The 15,643-nt window shown below is 62.1% G+C and carries 16 protein-coding genes; 11 read left to right on the top strand and 5 right to left on the bottom strand.

Annotated features, from left to right (window positions below):
- From CAF76_RS25525 to CAF76_RS28915, 9 genes are all read left to right on the top strand, one after another.
- Positions 1 to 474, top strand: a complete 474-nt coding sequence (locus CAF76_RS25525) for a type II secretion system protein (RefSeq protein WP_064378909.1) — start codon at positions 1 to 3, stop codon at positions 472 to 474.
- A 5-nt stretch (positions 475 to 479) separates the two neighbouring features.
- Complete coding sequence (locus tag CAF76_RS25520) at positions 480 to 854, top strand: type II secretion system protein (RefSeq protein WP_011333435.1); 375 nt, start codon at positions 480 to 482, stop codon at positions 852 to 854.
- A complete protein-coding gene (locus CAF76_RS25515; protein WP_007956138.1) occupies positions 829 to 1,368 on the top strand; it encodes a type II secretion system protein in 540 nt (179 codons plus the stop codon). Before CAF76_RS25520 ends, CAF76_RS25515 begins: the two co-directional genes overlap by 26 nt.
- Positions 1,365 to 1,757 carry a curli production assembly/transport protein CsgE gene (csgE, locus tag CAF76_RS25510; protein WP_064595167.1) on the top strand — a complete coding sequence of 131 codons (393 nt, stop codon included), beginning with the start codon at positions 1,365 to 1,367 and terminating at the stop codon, positions 1,755 to 1,757. Before CAF76_RS25515 ends, csgE begins: the two co-directional genes overlap by 4 nt.
- Positions 1,754 to 2,185, top strand: a complete 432-nt coding sequence (locus CAF76_RS25505; RefSeq protein WP_007956141.1) for a curli assembly protein CsgF — start codon at positions 1,754 to 1,756, stop codon at positions 2,183 to 2,185. The genes csgE and CAF76_RS25505 overlap by 4 nt, the downstream gene beginning before the upstream one ends.
- 29 nt (positions 2,186 to 2,214) lie before the next feature.
- Positions 2,215 to 3,075 carry a CsgG/HfaB family protein gene (locus CAF76_RS25500; RefSeq protein WP_064378912.1) on the top strand — a complete coding sequence of 287 codons (861 nt, stop codon included), beginning with the start codon at positions 2,215 to 2,217 and terminating at the stop codon, positions 3,073 to 3,075.
- An 842-nt stretch (positions 3,076 to 3,917) separates the two neighbouring features.
- On the top strand, positions 3,918 to 4,280 hold the full coding sequence (locus CAF76_RS25490) for a DUF6124 family protein (RefSeq protein WP_085648791.1): 363 nt from the start codon (positions 3,918 to 3,920) through the stop codon (positions 4,278 to 4,280).
- Between the two features lie 71 nt (positions 4,281 to 4,351).
- Positions 4,352 to 4,543 (top strand): antitoxin, encoded by a 192-nt coding sequence (locus CAF76_RS25485; protein WP_085648792.1) that lies wholly within the window; start codon positions 4,352 to 4,354, stop codon positions 4,541 to 4,543.
- A gap of 95 nt (positions 4,544 to 4,638) precedes the next feature.
- Positions 4,639 to 4,857: a hypothetical protein gene (locus CAF76_RS28915; protein WP_085648793.1), complete on the top strand. Its 219-nt coding sequence runs from the start codon at positions 4,639 to 4,641 to the stop codon at positions 4,855 to 4,857.
- Here the strand turns inward: CAF76_RS28915 and CAF76_RS25475 are convergent.
- From CAF76_RS25475 to CAF76_RS25455, 5 genes are all read right to left on the bottom strand, one after another.
- On the bottom strand, positions 4,850 to 5,074 hold the full coding sequence (locus CAF76_RS25475; protein ID WP_085648794.1) for an antitoxin: 225 nt from the start codon (positions 5,072 to 5,074) through the stop codon (positions 4,850 to 4,852). The two genes, CAF76_RS28915 and CAF76_RS25475, sit on opposite strands and share 8 nt — an antisense overlap.
- Positions 5,075 to 5,266: 192 nt before the next feature.
- Positions 5,267 to 6,718, bottom strand: a complete 1,452-nt coding sequence (locus CAF76_RS25470; protein WP_085648795.1) for a curlin — start codon at positions 6,716 to 6,718, stop codon at positions 5,267 to 5,269.
- A 26-nt stretch (positions 6,719 to 6,744) separates the two neighbouring features.
- Positions 6,745 to 7,209, bottom strand: a complete 465-nt coding sequence (locus CAF76_RS25465; protein WP_064595177.1) for a curlin — start codon at positions 7,207 to 7,209, stop codon at positions 6,745 to 6,747.
- Between the two features lie 70 nt (positions 7,210 to 7,279).
- Positions 7,280 to 9,514: an Ig-like domain-containing protein gene (locus CAF76_RS25460; RefSeq protein ID WP_085648796.1), complete on the bottom strand. Its 2,235-nt coding sequence runs from the start codon at positions 9,512 to 9,514 to the stop codon at positions 7,280 to 7,282.
- 35 nt (positions 9,515 to 9,549) lie between these two features.
- Complete coding sequence (locus CAF76_RS25455; RefSeq protein WP_085648797.1) at positions 9,550 to 10,896, bottom strand: hypothetical protein; 1,347 nt, start codon at positions 10,894 to 10,896, stop codon at positions 9,550 to 9,552.
- Between the two features lie 318 nt (positions 10,897 to 11,214).
- Between CAF76_RS25455 and CAF76_RS25450 the strand changes: the two genes are divergently transcribed.
- Together CAF76_RS25450 and CAF76_RS25445 are read left to right on the top strand one after the other, a co-directional pair.
- The gene (locus CAF76_RS25450; protein ID WP_085648798.1) at positions 11,215 to 12,663 is read left to right on the top strand and encodes an ATP-binding protein; all 1,449 of its coding nucleotides are present in this window, start codon (positions 11,215 to 11,217) and stop codon (positions 12,661 to 12,663) included.
- 159 nt (positions 12,664 to 12,822) lie between these two features.
- Positions 12,823 to 15,630, top strand: coding sequence for a multicopper oxidase domain-containing protein (locus CAF76_RS25445; RefSeq protein ID WP_085648956.1), 2,808 nt, complete (start codon positions 12,823 to 12,825; stop codon positions 15,628 to 15,630).
- The last annotated feature ends 13 nt before the right edge of the window (positions 15,631 to 15,643 follow it).

Below are 15,643 nucleotides of genomic sequence, written 5' to 3'. Positions count from 1 at the left end.
ATGAACGCCTCCCAACGCGGTTTTACCTTGATCGAAGTCGTGGTGACGCTGGCCCTGATCGGCCTGCTGGCCGGCATGGCCGCACCGCTGACCGAGACCCTGGTACGGCGTGGCAAGGAGCAGGAACTGCGTACCGCGCTGTATCAGATTCGCGATGGCATCGACGCCTACAAGCGTGCCTTCGATGCCGGCTACATCGAGAAATCCCTGAACAGCAGCGGCTATCCGCCGAACCTGAAAGTGCTGGTCGAAGGCGTGCGCGACGTGCGCAGTGCCAAGGGTGCGAAGTTCTACTTTCTGCGCCGGATACCGCGGGATCCGCTGGTGCCGGCCAAACGTGACGACAACGGCGGTTGGGGCCTGCGGGCCTACAACAGTTCGGCCCAGAACCCGCGCGATGGCGAAGACGTGTTCGACGTCTACTCCCTCGCCAGGGGCCGTGGCCTCAACGGCATCGCTTACCGCGAGTGGTGATTCTCATGCGCCGGGAAAAGGGTTTTACCTTGCTCGAGCTGATGGTGGTGATGGCGATCATCGCGACCCTGATGACCATCGCCTTGCCGCGCTACTTCAACAGCCTCGAGGCCTCCAAAGAGACCACGTTGCACCAGAGCCTGTCGGCCATGCGCGAGGCGCTGGATCACTACTACGGCGACACCGGGCGCTATCCCGATTCCATCGAGCAACTGGTGGAGATGCGTTACCTGCGCAACGCGCCGCTGGACCCCATCACCGAGCGCAATGACCAATGGGTGTTGATCGCACCGCCGGACGGTGTGGCGGGCGGCGTCGCCGACATCAAGAGCGGAGCTACCGGGAGGGCGCGTGATGGCAGCCAGTATTCCGAGTGGTAAGCACGTGGAGCAGGGTGGGTTCACCTACCTGGGCGTGCTGTTCCTGATCGTGATCATGGGCATGGGCCTGGCCAGTGCCGGCGAGTTGTGGTCGACCGTGTCGCGCCGCGACCGCGAGAAGCAACTGCTGTGGGTCGGCACCCAGTACGCCCAGGCGCTGCGCAGCTACTACCGCAGTTCGCCGGGTCTGGCGCAGTACCCGAAAGAGCTGGTCGACCTGCTGCAGGACGAACGTTTTCCGGAAGCCCGCCACCATCTGCGTCAGCTCTATCCGGACCCGATCGGCGGCGGCGAATGGGCCCTGCAACGGGGTTTCGACGGACGCATCACCGGCATCAACAGTGCCTCCACCGAGGTGCCGTTGAAGCAGGCGGACTTCCCTTCGCAGTGGTCGGATTTCGAAGGCATGCAGCGTTATTCGGACTGGCAGTTTGTGGCCGAGAAAGCTTTTCTCGACGGCACCAACGGCCCGGCGAAGGGCCAGTCGGCCCTGCCACAGGCGTTGCAGCCATGAGCCGCCACGTGTGGTGCGCGTTGATCCTCGCGGTCGTGGCGTCTTTCGCCAGCGCCAGCGAAGAAGACGAAATGATGGGCTTCATCGTCGACGACACGATCTCGCACATCGGCCACGACTTTTACTACTCGTTCAGCGAACGCCTGCGCGACACCAGCCGGATGGATTTCAACCTGGTGGTGCGCGAGCGCCCCGACGCACGCTGGGGCAGCCTGGTGACCGTCGAATATCAACAACGCCTGGTGTATCGGCGCTTCCTGCCGCCGAACACCGTGGAACTGAAGGACGAGGCCTACGCGGCCGCCGACTCGGTTCGACTGGAGGTCGTCCGGCGCAAGCTGGAAGCCTTGTTGCAGGACACCACCGACCTTGAGAAGGACGAACTATGAACACGACAACGTTCTCACGGCGCAGCGGATTCTGGATCTCGGGGTTGTTGATCGGGCTTGCCAGCGCCGCTGCCGTCCAGGCCACCGAACTGGTCTACACGCCGGTCAACCCGTCGTTCGGCGGCAACCCGCTCAACGGCACCTGGCTGCTCAACAACGCCCAGGCGCAAAACGACCACGACGATCCGGATCTCAAGAAACGCTCGACGGTGGCCGGCACTTCGGCACTTGAACGCTTCACCAGTCAATTGCAGTCGCGGCTGCTGGGGCAACTGCTGGACAACATCTCCACCGGCAACACGGGGAGCCTGTCCACCGACGCTTTTATCGTCAACGTCGTTGATGACTCGGGGGCACTGACGATTGAAGTGACCGACCGGGCGAGCGGCGAAGTTTCCGAAATTCAGGTGAACGGCCTCAACCCATGACGGGATGACGGTTCCGGGGAGCGATGGACATGAAAAAAATAATTGCGCTAGGGCTGATGTTGGCAGCATTACAAGGGTGCAGTCTGCGCGAGCCGATGCCGGCCGAGCAGGACACCGATACCCCGACCCTGACCCCCAGGGCCTCCACTTATTACGACTTGCTGAAAATGCCGCGACCCAAGGGCCGGCTGATGGCGGTGGTGTACGGCTTCCGTGACCAGACCGGGCAGTACAAACCGACGCCGGCCAGCTCCTTTTCCACCAGCGTCACCCAGGGCGCGGCGTCGATGTTGATGGACGCTATGCAGGCCAGCGGCTGGTTTGTGGTGCTTGAGCGTGAAGGGCTGCAGAACCTGCTGACTGAACGCAAGATCATTCGGGCTTCGCAGAAGAAGCCGAATACGCCGGTGAACATTCAGGGTGAGCTGCCACCGTTGCAGGCGGCGAACATGATGCTCGAGGGCGGGATCATCGCTTACGACACCAACGTGCGCAGCGGTGGGGAAGGGGCGCGGTATCTGGGGATCGATCTGTCCCGTGAGTATCGGGTCGATCAGGTCACCGTCAACTTGCGCGCGGTGGATGTTCGCAGCGGGCAGGTGTTGGCGAATGTGATGACCAGCAAGACGATTTATTCGGTGGCGCGCAGTGCGGGGATTTTCAAGTTTATCGAGTTCAAGAAGTTGCTTGAGGCTGAGGTCGGGTATACGACCAATGAGCCGGCGCAGTTGTGTGTGCTTTCGGCGATCGAGGCGGCGGTGGGGCATATGGTGGCGCAGGGGATTGAGCGGCGGTTGTGGCAGGTGGCGGGGGATGCTTCTACGCCTTCGCAGGATGATGTTTTGAATCGGTACCTGACTCAGAACAAGATTGATCCGGATGCGGAGTGAACGTGGCGGCCTTTGGGCCGACCAGGTTCTTTGGTTGTTTTGGGTACATATCCGTTGCTGCGGTAACGGCTTCTTATGGTTTCGCCCTTACGGCGAGTCCCTTTTGGCAAACGCCCCAAAAGGAACCAAAAGGTCTGGGCCCCGGCGTTCGGCCCCTCGCTGGGGCTCGGGGTTCCTTCGCTCCGGGATTCATCCGGGGGCATCGCCTACGGTTTGCTTCGCTGCACCTCCTCTCGATGTGTTTGGCTTCGCCAAACGGTCGCTTCGCTCCCACCCCCGGATGAATCCCTCCACTCAGCCTTCCGATGGGGCCGGCACGTCAAGAGCGGTACTCGACTAACGCTCATTGTTTGGTTTGGTGAGGGCGCAGATTGTGTAGGTGGGTTTGGTTTTGATTTTTTGTTTTGAAAGCTTGAGTTCAACTCGATGGTTCAGGTCGATGTAACTCGAATGAACAACTCGGTCGGCTCCCTCTCCCCCCGGGAGAGGGCTGGGGTGAGGGCCAGCGTCCTAAAGTCTGTTTAAAAACGTGTCTGAATACACCGAACCTTCCCACAAGGTTTTCAGGTTGTCCGTCGGAAGCGCGGGCTCTAGCCTGTTTCGGTCGCTGCCAATTCAGCGATCGGGATTGGAAACCCCGACTAGAACCGAGCGCACAAGCGCTTTTCATAACGTATGCTTGCGCACCTTGAAAAGTGTGCACTCCGTTATGGCGGCTGTGCGCGGGAGACCTTCGGGTCAACCGGGTTCTCCGTTCCCCGGGTTTCCAGCCTGCGTACAGCTGCCACCCCTTCGTTCGGAAACCGAATGGGCCAGCTTCATTTCAGGATCGGAGATTCACCATGTTCAAACCAACACCCAACCCACCCGAAACCGACCCAACCTCCCCATACACCTCCGCCCACTCCAGAAAACTCCACGAAGCCGCCGAACGCGCCCTCGATCATTACCTCTGCCCCGGCGCCCACATCATGGGCAGCGTCAACGAACCCGCCCCGATGTACCTCGCCAACCCGGCCTACAACACGGAATCCCTGCTCGCCAACGCCAGTGAATCCCTGGGCTCTGCCAGCGAAATGCTCAACAACTTCGCCGCCACCCTCGACCCCGCCCACCGCAAGACCGCCCTGGGCATCGCGCAGATCCTCATGCTGGGTGAATTGGCCGTAAATCAAGCCTTGGATCACGTCGAACTGAAGGGCTGATCCAGCACATGCCCAATAAAAAACGCGGCCCAGCAATGGGTCGCGTTTTTCACATTCAAACTGGAGTCACCATGGATCCCCTGATCTCCACAATCGTTTCAGACTTCGAAAGCGAAGAGCAGGCCGCCAGCTACGACCGTTGGTTGCGTGCCAAAGTACAGGCTTCAATCGATGACCCAAGACCCAGCATTCCGAATGAGCAGGTGATGGCGGAAATGTCGGCCCTGATGGAGAACAAACGAAGAAAGCATGAGGCAAGGTAAGTGCTTTGCGTTGGCAAGGTGAAAAGTAGAAAAGCGCAATGCCGATTTTGGCTACGCTACTGCTTCCTGACGGCTAACTATTTTTTGAGGAGCGCATGGACCTTTCACCACCACTGGAAATCGACAGCGCAGCCTATGCAGAATTCTTGGTTCTGTGGGAAATGGGCTCTTTTGATAACCAGCGATTGGGGCAAGCCTTCTACAACCATTTTCGCCTCCATCGGTTAACCGATCAGGCTTTGTTACAGGGGCTGTACGAGGCAGACGGCAAGAAGGCTCGAGCCGCTATAAGTCGTATATTTCATCTCAATTAGCATCAGCCCTTTTGCGCATTGATTCCATCAAGGCGTTTATTTCCTCCATCACTTGCTCATGGGGAATACTCGGACGCGGATCATCGAGAGAGGCCTGTACTTCGGCCCGAAACCAACGGTCATAACTCGCAGCCTGCTCCTCGGGATCAAGATCCGAAACCACCGGGCACAGTGGGTCGAAAGGTATCGCTGTCGTCGCTGTCTGGATGAATTGCATGTTGGCCAAGCTCCATGGGGATCAAGTTGTCCCGGCAAATCCTAGAGCCTGCACTTCCGACGGCCAACCGCCAGAATTCGTCAGAAAACTCCCCGAATTTCTGAAAACGTTCCGTTTTCCGTAGGACGCCACTCAAGCGTCAGCGCAAAAAAAACCGCGACCTCAAGATCGCGGTTTTCCAACACCCAACACTTACTGCTGCAAAACCGTCGCCTGGTTAGCCGACCCAAACTGCTGAATGGTCGCGGTCTGCGTCATCCCGCTCTGATCCACATTGGCAATGTTCCCGGTGCCGCCCTGGGTTACATACGCCACGTTCATGGTGTCCGCCTGTTTCACGGTGATCATGTTGTCGCTGCCGTACAGCTGCGCGGTGTAGGCCTGGTTGCCGGTGCCGGATTGATCGAATTCGGCGCTGTTGCCCGAGCCGTTCGACGAGCCCTGAACCAGGTTGGTGGTGCCGCGCTGGTCGGCGATGAGGATGTTGTCGCTGCCGTTCTGGTCGAAGTACAGCTCGTTGTAGGAATCCGCCTGGCTGACCGTGGTCTTGTTGCCAGTGCCGGTCTGGTGGGTGGTCATGACCTGGCCGATGCCGTCCTGTTTGAAGCTGGCGATGTTGCCGTTGCCGGCCTGGGTGACGGTGGCGCGCTGGCTGCTGCCGAACTGTCCGCCCAGTTGCGGGCCTTTCCAGTTGCTGGCGTAGACCTTGTTGTCGTTGCCCACCGAGGTGGCGTTGAGGGTGTGGCTGTCGCCGTTCTGGTAGGTGAAGTGCACGTTGCCGTTGCCGACCTGGTAGAGCGCCAGGGTCGAGTTGACCGATTCGAACTGGTCGGCATAGATGGCGTTGGTGTTGCCGACCTGAGTGACGGCGGCCGTGTTGTTTTCGCCGAAGCTTTGGTCGACCACGGTTTCGTTGCTGTCGCCGTACTGGTTGACGGTGGCTTGGCTTGCCAGTTGCGAGTCTTGCCAGATTTCGGTGCCGTTGAGGTTGCCGAACTGGTTGATGGTGATGTTGCCGCCGGTGCCGTTGCGCTGGTCGCCGTAGGCGTAGTTGCTTTCGCCGGCCTGGTTGATGCCGATCTGGCCGCCGTTGTGCAGCACTTGTTCGGCGGTGCCGTAGTTGGCGGTGCCGTACTGGGTGATCACCGAGCTGTTGCCGGTGCCTTCGTACAGTTGCTCGATGTTGGCTTCGTTGCTGTCGCCGAACTGGAAGGTCTTGCCTTCGCTGCCGTTCTGCGAGTCTTGATAGACGAACGAGAAGTTGCCGGTGCCTTGCTGTTGTTGCAGGGCCTGGTTGCCGGCGCCGAAACCGAGGGACTGGCTGGCGTGGGCGGTGTTGAAGGCACCGGTCTGTTGTTGGGTGATGGTGCTGTTGTCTTCGAAAAGCTGTTCGGCGTAACCGGCGTTGTAGTCGCCGACCGCGTCCTGGGTGATGACGCTGGTGGCGGTGTCTTGCACGGCGGCGGCGTTGTTGCCCTGGCCCAGTTGGGTCTGCGTGGCGGTGCTGAACGGGGCCTGGGTCTGCTTCACATCAGCGATGTTGGCCGTACCGAACTGGCTCTGGGTGGAAAGGCTGTCGTCGGCCATGGCCTGGGCACTGATCATGACCAGGATGGCGGCGGTGAGGGGCGTCAGTTTGAACATGATGAACTCTCCGATGATTGCAGTGCTTAGCGATATTGCTTGACCGAAACGCTCATGCCGTTGCCCGACTGGGTCACGGCGCTTTGCAGCCCCGTGCCGGCCTGCTCGATGCTGGCGTCGTTGTTGTTGCCGTTTTGCGAAATCTGCGCACGGTTGTGGCTGCCGGTTTGCGTGATGGACGCGGCGTTGCCGGAGCCGTTTTGCGTGATCAGGGCCATCAGGTCGCTGCCTTGTTGCAGGATGTACGCCTCCTGATTGCTGCCCGACTGCACGATCCTGCCCAGCAGCGACTGACCGTTTTGCGACAGCAGCGCGAGGTTGACCTGGCCGTTCTGGTCGATCAGGGCTTGCTGGCCCACGGGAGGCGGCAGTTCGCCGAGATCGGCGCTGTTGGGCGCCAGGTCGTCGTTTTCCATCAGGTCGTCGGCGCGCACGCCCGCACTGACGCACAGGGCGAGCAGGCAAAGCAGGGCGGCGGTCGGCGTGTTCATGGCAAATATCCTCTCGGGCGTTAACCGTTGAGCGTTGCCCCGCCTGCCCGAAAGCAGGCGGGGCACTGGCTCAGAGCGTGGTCACCGACACCGTCCGCACGGTGCCCTGGGACGAACGGATAGTGGCGGTCGGGTTGGCTGATGGCACGACCAGCGTGTTGTTCAGCGTCAGCCGCCAGCGTCCGGTCACCGGTACCGTGGTGGTGCCCAGCGTTACCAGCCCGGTCGGGGTGGTGACCTGCACGGTGATGGTGTTGCCGGTGGTCACCGACGAGGTGCCGGCGAAGTCCCAGTTGAAGCGGCCGCCGGAACGGGCCTGCACGGTCGAAGTGGTGATCGTGAAGGTTTCCGCTGCTGGCCTTGGCGACACTTGCACCGTGACCGTTGCCGGCGTCGACTGGGCGTTGAAGCTGTCCCGGGCGATGTAGGTGAAGGTCGTGGTGAAAGCCGTGGTCACGGTGGCCGGTGGGGTGTAGGTGATCACCGTGCCGTCGGTGCTGACCGTGCCGCGTCCTGCCGGCGGTTGGGTCAGGCTGGCGACGCCCAGCGGCGTGTTGCCTTCCGGATCGGTGTCGTTGGCCAGGACGTTGATCGGGATCGCGACACCCAGCGTGGCGACGCTGTCGGCGACGGCGGTCGGTGGCCGGTTAGGCGCGACGGTCACCGTCACGGTCGCCGGGTTGGCCGAGGCCAGGCCTTTGCTGTCCTGCGCCTTGTAGGTGAAGGTCGTGGTCAACGGTGTCGTCACCACGGCTGGCGGGGTGTAGACCACCGAGGTGGTGCCGCTCAGCGCGACGGTACCCTGGCCGGCTGCCGGTTGAGTCAGCGCGGTAATGGTCAGCGGCACGTTGTTGTCCGGGTCGCTGTCGTTGGTCAGCAGGCTGAGGGTGATCGGCACGCCGAAGCTGGTGCTGCCGGTGTCGGCGTTGGCCAGCGGTGCCTGGTTTTCACCGGTGTCCGGTGCTGCACCGACCACCACCACCGATTCGGTGTCGCTGCCGCCGGCGGCGGATTTCACCGTGACGGTGGCTGGAGGCTGAGTCAGGTCGGCCACGGTGATTTTTTGCAGCGTGCCGGTTTTCGACAGACGTCCGTAGCCTTGGGCAACCATGTCCGGCACCGCGACTTCATCGGTCGAAGTGGCTTCGATCAACAGGCTGTGGTTGGCCCAGCTGTAGCGGGCGGTCTGGATTTTCACCACGTCGGTGAGCTTGGCCGAGACGGCAGTCGGACGGGTCGTGCCGGCCGGGTTGGTCGCGGTCACGACCACCACCGACGGCAGGGTGCCGGTACCCAGACGCTGGCCGAAGAACAGTCCGTTGTTGTCACCCAGCAGACTGGTCTGGCAAGGCGTCGGTGGTGGGCCGGGCAGCAACGCCACGGTTTCGCGGAAGCACAGGGTCGAGCTGCTGTCAGCCTTGGCGAACACCTCGGCACGCACACCGGCCGAGGTCCGGCGATAGGTGGCGCGGTCGATGGCGACTTGGGTTTGCTGACGATTGTCGAGGACCTTGCCGGCAACGGTGAACAGGTTGGTCTGAATCGAGCCGGCGCCCGACGGACCATCGATCCGCAGGAAGTTGGTGTTGAACGGGCTGCCGGTGACCGCTTCGGTGAGGTTCGGGTCGCCGACGAAGGTTTCGACGCCGCCGGTGTCCGGGTTCACTTCGGTATACGGCCCGTTGATGCTGCGCAGGAATGGGCCGATGGCGCCGTTGAGCGCTCCGCTGAAGTTGCCCGGCGCGCCGATGCCGATGTCCTTGGTGATGTTGATTGCCCGCCGGCCCGGTGTGGTGACGTTGACGGTTTCAACGCCGTACGGGTGGGTGATGGTGTAGGTGCCGGCCACGGGTACGTTCACCCGGATGCGGATCCGCGCGAAGCTTTGCTGATCGCCATCGACCGGATTTTCCGAGGCGAACGCCGCTTCGATGCCTGCGACGTAGGCGTCCACACCGAAACCGGCACCGTTGTTGGGGATCGCGGTTTCAGCCAGGAACCAGAAAGCTTCCGGTGGCCAGTTGTCGGGGAACACCATCGGCAGGCTGTCATCGAACACGCCCGGTTCCGGCAGCAGGGTGCACATGTACGCCGGCGGGGTGCTGGCCGGCACCCGGGAACTGGCGGCGCGCGACTGGCAAAGCTCCATCGACAGCTGATTGTTGTCCTGGTACCACATCGGGAATTTCCCGGTGGCGAAGGTGTAGGGGCCGGGATCGACGGCGGCCAGTTGCGCGAACGCACTGCCGGTCAGCGAGATTGTCAGCCCGAGCGCGTTGAGCGCGAAGCGTGGCCACTTGTTCATGATGCCTCCTGATGCGGATCTGGGCATGTGAGCGTTCATTGCACGATGACCACTTCTTCGGTATCGCTGCCGCCGTTGGACGACGTCACCCGAACCTTGGCCGGTGGAATCGGCGTGATCCCGGTGGCCAGGGTTTTCACCGCGCCATCACCGCCCAGCGCACCGATGGTGGCGCCGGTGCCGGAGGTGGCGGTGAGCACCGGTGGCGAGGTTTCGTCACTGGTCGAGGCCACCACGGTCAATTGCCCGGAAGTGAGGCTGTACTCGGCGCGCTGGATCACCACCAGGTCGGTCAGGGTCATGGGCAGGGTGGTCGGTGAACTGGTGGCGATCGCCAGGTGGTTGTCAGCGGTAACCTGCAGCACGGCCGGCAAGGTCGGGTTGACCGCCGATTGCGCGTACCAGCTGCCGGTGCTGTCGGCTTCTGTCATGTTCACCACGGGCGTGCTGCTGGTGATGGCGGCGGTGCCCGGCGCGGGTGGGGCTTTGACGAACACGTCTTGTTGGGCCACTGGTGCGCTTTCGCCGGGCTTGCGCGAGTAGGTGCTGCGCTCGGTGATCAGAGGCGTTGGCCGCACCACTGTCGACAACTTGCCGGACACGGCGAAGGTTGTGCTGCGCAGGTCGATGCCGCCCGGGCCTTCGATGCGTACGTAGTTGGTGTTGAACGGGCTGCCGGTCACGGCTTCGTTGAGGTTCGGATCGCCAACAAACTGTTCGGCCGCGCCGGTCAGCGGATTGGTCTCGGTGTACGGCCCGTTGACGCTGCGCAGGAACGGCCCGATGTCACCCTTGAGCGCGCCGTCGTAGGTTTGCGGGGTACCGATGCCGATGTCGCGGGTCATGTTGATGGCGCGCCGGCCGGGGGTATCGACGGTGAACACATCGACGCCGTACGGGTGAGTGATGACGTAGGTGCCGGCGGTGGGCACGTCGACCCGGATGCGGATTCGGGCGAAGCTGACCTGATCGCCTTCCACCGGTTCTTCGGCGGCGAACGCGGCTTCGATGGCGCTGACGTAAGTCAGGTCGATCCCGCGTGCTGCATCGACGACGGTGGTTTCGCCGGTGAACCAGAACGCTTCATCGGGGAAGTTGGTGGGGAACACGATCGGCTGCGCGTCATCGAACACGCCGGGGGTCGGCAGCAGCGAGCACATGTACGACGGGGCGCCGGGTGTGCTCGGCACGCGGGAGCTGAGCGCTTTGGACAGGCACAGATCCAGGGTGCGACCGTGGCTGTCCTGATACCAGCTGGCGAAACCGCCATTGGCCGGTGTGTAGGGACCCGGATCGACGGCGAACAGAGCGGCCTGGGCAATGCCCTGGGCCAAGGCGCTCACGACCAGGACGGTCGCGGTTTTGGACAGTAAAGGGTGCATGAGTTAATCCCTCTATCGAAGTACCTGCCCCGTGGGGTTGGGTCAGTTGCTGAGGGCTTTACAACTTCCATACCAACGATTGGCCAACCGGCGGCAAACGTCCGTGGCGCAAGGGTTCGAGGCTCGTCGTGGGGGAAAAGGACGCACGCCCGGATAGGGCGACTGTCCCCAGGATTGGGGATTGTGGGGGCATGAACGCCTGGCGGTTTTTCCCTGACCGGGAAATCGGCTGAGTGTGGGGCCGTTCACCCCCCGCATCCGGGCAAACACCCAACCGTGGGCTATAACCCTATAGGGACGTTTCGGGAAGTCGCCGCCATGAACATGCAGTCACAATCGCTACCGGTCGAGGAGGGCAGCCAGCGGCTGAACTCGCGCAAGCAGCCGTTCAACCTGTTGCGCTGGTTTTCATTGATCAGCATGGCGGTGATCGGCACCGTGGCCGTGGCGCTTGGGGCGGTGTCGACACGGTTCGTGATCGAAGAAAGCGTGCAGCGCGATGCCTTGCTGACCGCGCAGTTCATTCAGGCGATTGCGTCGGCGGAAGTGCGCCACGTCTCGATCCCCAATATCCGCACCATGGGCGAGTTGCTCGACCCTCGTCAGGACAACGATTTTCCCGATGTCGACCCGCAGGCCCGAGCCAGCGCCAGAGGTGAGTTTCTTGATCACATCGAGCATTTGCCGGATGTGATCCTCGCCAACATTTATGCGCCGGACCGTACCGTGATCTGGTCGACCAACCCGGCGCTGATCAACACCCGGATTCATGCCGACGAAGACCTCGACCGGGCCTTCGATGAAAAGATCCCGGTCTCGGCCAGCTATCACGACGTCGACAAGGCCCGTGAAGAACAAAAGTTCGTGGTACCGCCGGAATACATCTTCATCGAAAACTACATCCCGCTGTTCGACGCCGAGGGCAAGAACGTCACGGCGATGGTTGAAATCTATAAAGAGCCCAAGGATCTGATCGCCCGCATGGAGCGTGGGCTGACGCTGATCTGGCTGGCCACCGCGCTGGGCGGCGGGCTGATTTACCTGGGGCTGTACTGGATCGTGCGGCGGGCGGCGATTCTGCTGGCGGCCCAGCAAAAACAACTGATCGCCAACGAAACCTTTGTCGCGCTGGGCGAGATGTCCTCGGCGGTAGCCCACAGTCTGCGCAATCCGCTGGCGACCATTCGCTCCAGCGCCGAGCTGGCGTTGGAGTTCGACGCGGGGCCGGCACAGAAGAACATCAAGGACATCATCGGCCAGGTCGACCGCATGTCGAAGTGGGTGCGCGAACTGCTGCAATCGTTGCGACCGCTCAATGACGACCCGGAACCGGTGAACCTGGTGGCGGCGCTGCACGACAGCCTGACGGCGTTCGAGCAGCAGATCGCCAGGGCCGGCGTGCAGGTGGTGTTTCAACCTCAGCAGACGCCGATGGTGCTGAGCCAGCCGGTACAACTCACGCAAATCCTCAACAGCCTGCTGGCCAATGCGCTGGAGGCGATGGACAAGGGCGGCACGCTGACCATCACCCTCGAACCGAGCGACAGCCGTGGCGTGAGCGTCATGCTCAGCGACACCGGCAAAGGCATGAACGAGGAGCAGCGCAGCATGGCGTTCCGGCCGTTCTTCACCACCAAACAGGGCGGCCTCGGCGTGGGGCTGGTGCTGGTCAAACGGATCATGGAGCGCTTCGGCGGCGGCGTGAGCCTGGACAGCCGCGAAGGCGAGGGCACCACCGTTCGTCTGGCGTTTCAGCTCATTCAGTAAATTGGGGTGAACTTTCCCCCAGCAGTGGGTGTCAGGCCCCGGTCATCGGGGAGTGGGGAATGCAACAGCGCGTCCAAGTCCCTGTTACAACTGGAAATGATTTTTTGGCGAGGTAATTGCAAAACACCATCACCCCTTCCTTAGATGAGGCGGCTGATGATGGACAGAGCAACGCATGACCCCAAAAAACTCTTCCTGTTGACGCCACTGAGCGTCTTTCTGATGTTGACCCTCGGCCAGATGACCGGGGTTCGAGCGAGCCCGATCGACGACGAGAATCAGCCGGAAGCGTCCGACCCGTCGGCCTATTACGACGAGCCCGCAGACCGCGCCGGCGCCCTCAACGCCATCCTGACGATGCCCGAGGCTAACGAAGACTCCTTCGATCTGCCCGACGGGGTCAAAGGCACGCGGGACACGACGCGCACGGAAAACATCCTGCCGCCCACCGTCCAGACCAGTTTCAATTACCCCACCAACGGCAAGCCGAGCCCGCTGTACGGTGCCCAGCCGTTCACTCAGCAACTGGTGCTGTTCGAAGAGTTTGGCCCGGAAAAACTCGACCCGACCACACCGGCCGCGCCGTTGAGTTTTCCGCCAGCCGCCATCGGTCCGGCGCCGGCGCAAGACCCGAACAACATCGCCCGCAGCGCGCCTCCCGGCACGGCGCTGGATGCGTTTTTGCGTCAACCGGGGCTCACGCCATTTCCGAGTCAGTTCGCCAACGTGGTTGACCGCAACCCGTGGCAGGCGCAGATCGAACTGTTCCTCAATCGTCACATCGGTTCCTCCGCCGAAGGCCGGCCACCGGGAAAAGGCTGGGCTCATCAGCGCTGGAACGAGTTCTACCCGCAAGTCGCCTACAAGACCGTGCAGACCGGCGCGCGTCTGAACGGTGGCCTGCGTGACAGTCGGCAGATGCACGGTTATGCGGTGGGCGAGTTCGGCCCCGGCGGTCTGTACCACAACGTCGCGGGTGTGCCTGCGACCGATGGCACAGCCAAGGGTGTCGACCCACGGTTCCACCCGGCGATGCCGGTGCAGGACCACAACTCGGTGTGGACCTTCGACGGCACGCTGCCGCCGAAACTGTTGATGGTGCGCTACGGCCAACCGGTGCTGATGCGGCACTACAACGGTTTGCCGATTGATCCTTCCGCCAACCGCGGTTTCGGTCTGCACACCATCACCACCCATGAGCACAACGGCCACGCGCCAGCGGAAAGCGACGGTTATGCCAACGCGTTCTTCTTCCCCGGCCAGTTTTACGACTATCGCTGGCCGATCCAGCTCGCCGGTTACGACAGCATCAACACCAAGGCTGAAGATCCACGCGCCGCATTCCCCTGCGCACCGGGGGAAACCCTGTGGGTCAACGACCTGCAGCCTGCGAAAAAGACCTGCGACCACGGCACCATCAAGATTCGTGGCGACTGGCGCGAAACCATGAGCACCCACTGGTTCCACGACCACATGCTCGATTTCACCGCGCAGAACGTCTACAAGGGCAACGCGGCGATGATGAACTACTACAGCGCCCTGGACCGTGGCAACGAATCGGTGAACGACGGCGTCAACCTGCGTTTCCCCAGCGGCAGCGCCTTGCCGTGGGGCAACCGCGACTACGACGTCAACCTGGTGTTCGCCGACAAGGCCTGGGATCAGCAGGGCCAGTTGTGGTTCAACCCGTTCAACACCGATGGCTTCATCGGCGATCAGGTGCTGGTCAACTGGCAATGGAAACCGACCCTCGACGTGCGGGCCCGCAGTTATCGTTTCCGCCTCCTCAATGGTTCGGTGTCGCGCTACTTCAAGCTTGCGCTGGTGCGTGAAGTCAAAGGCACCAGTGGTGAGTTCCAGGGACCGAGAAACTCCGGCGTGTCGTACAGCCGCGTGCCGTTTCACATGATCGCCAACGACGGCAACATCATGGAACACAGCGTGCCGTTCGACGGCTCGATGGACCTCGATGCCGACGGCGACAAGCAGAACCACAACGCGATCCTGCCGACCCAGGGCATCGCCGAGCGGTTCGACATCATCGTCAACTTCGCGAAAAACGGCATCAAGCCGGGCGACAAGCTGTTCTTCGTCAACCTGCAAGCCCAGGACGACGGTAAAGGCCCGAAAGAAGTGATCCCGCTGGCCGACGTGCTTTCGGAGAAATACCTGGCGGTCATCAAGCAGACCAGCAAAGGCCCGCAATGGGACCGGGGCGACCCGGTAGTGGGCAAGGTCCTGCAACTCAACGTCAAGGCTTATACCGGCCAGGATCTGTCGATGAACCCGGCGGCCTACGAACCGGCCAAACCGGGCAAGGCCGAAGGCATGGTGATGATTCCGCTGAAGATTCACCGCGACAACGCTGCCGACAAGGCGCTGCTGGCCAAGGCCCTGCACCGGACCTTCATCTTCGGCCGCTCCGACGGCACCGATGAAGCGCCGTGGACGATCAAGACCGATGGCGGTTTCGGCTTCCACATGGACCCGCGCCGGTTGAATGCGTCGACCAAACTGGCCAGCGGCCCGACCGACGCCGGAGTCAGCGGCATCGGCACCCTGGAAGTGTGGAACATCAAGGCCGGCGGCACGGGCTGGAGCCATCCGGTACACGTGCACTTCGAGGAGGGGATCATCCTCAGCCGTGGCGGCAAGGCCCCGCCTGAGTGGGAAAAATGGGCGCGCAAGGACGTCTATCGCATCGGCTCCGAAGCCGACGGGCTGGACAGCGTCGAAATGGCGATCAACTTTCGCGAGTTCGCCGGGACTTACATGGAGCACTGTCACAACACCCAGCATGAGGACAACTCGATGCTGCTGCGTTGGGACCTGGAAAAACCCGGGCAACTGCAGTTGATGCCGACGCCGTTGCCGAGCTGGGATGGCGTGCGCTACGTCAACTCTGCCGCGCTGCCAACCTTCCGCACTGGCGACGGCTTCGGCCCGCAAGTGACCGTGAAACCATGAGCCGGGAGGGAGC

The organism is Pseudomonas sp. B40(2017) (genome assembly GCF_002112855.1).
Taxonomy (GTDB): Bacteria; Pseudomonadota; Gammaproteobacteria; order Pseudomonadales; family Pseudomonadaceae; genus Aquipseudomonas; species Aquipseudomonas pharyngis.
This window is presented reverse-complemented; position numbering and strand designations above follow the sequence as displayed.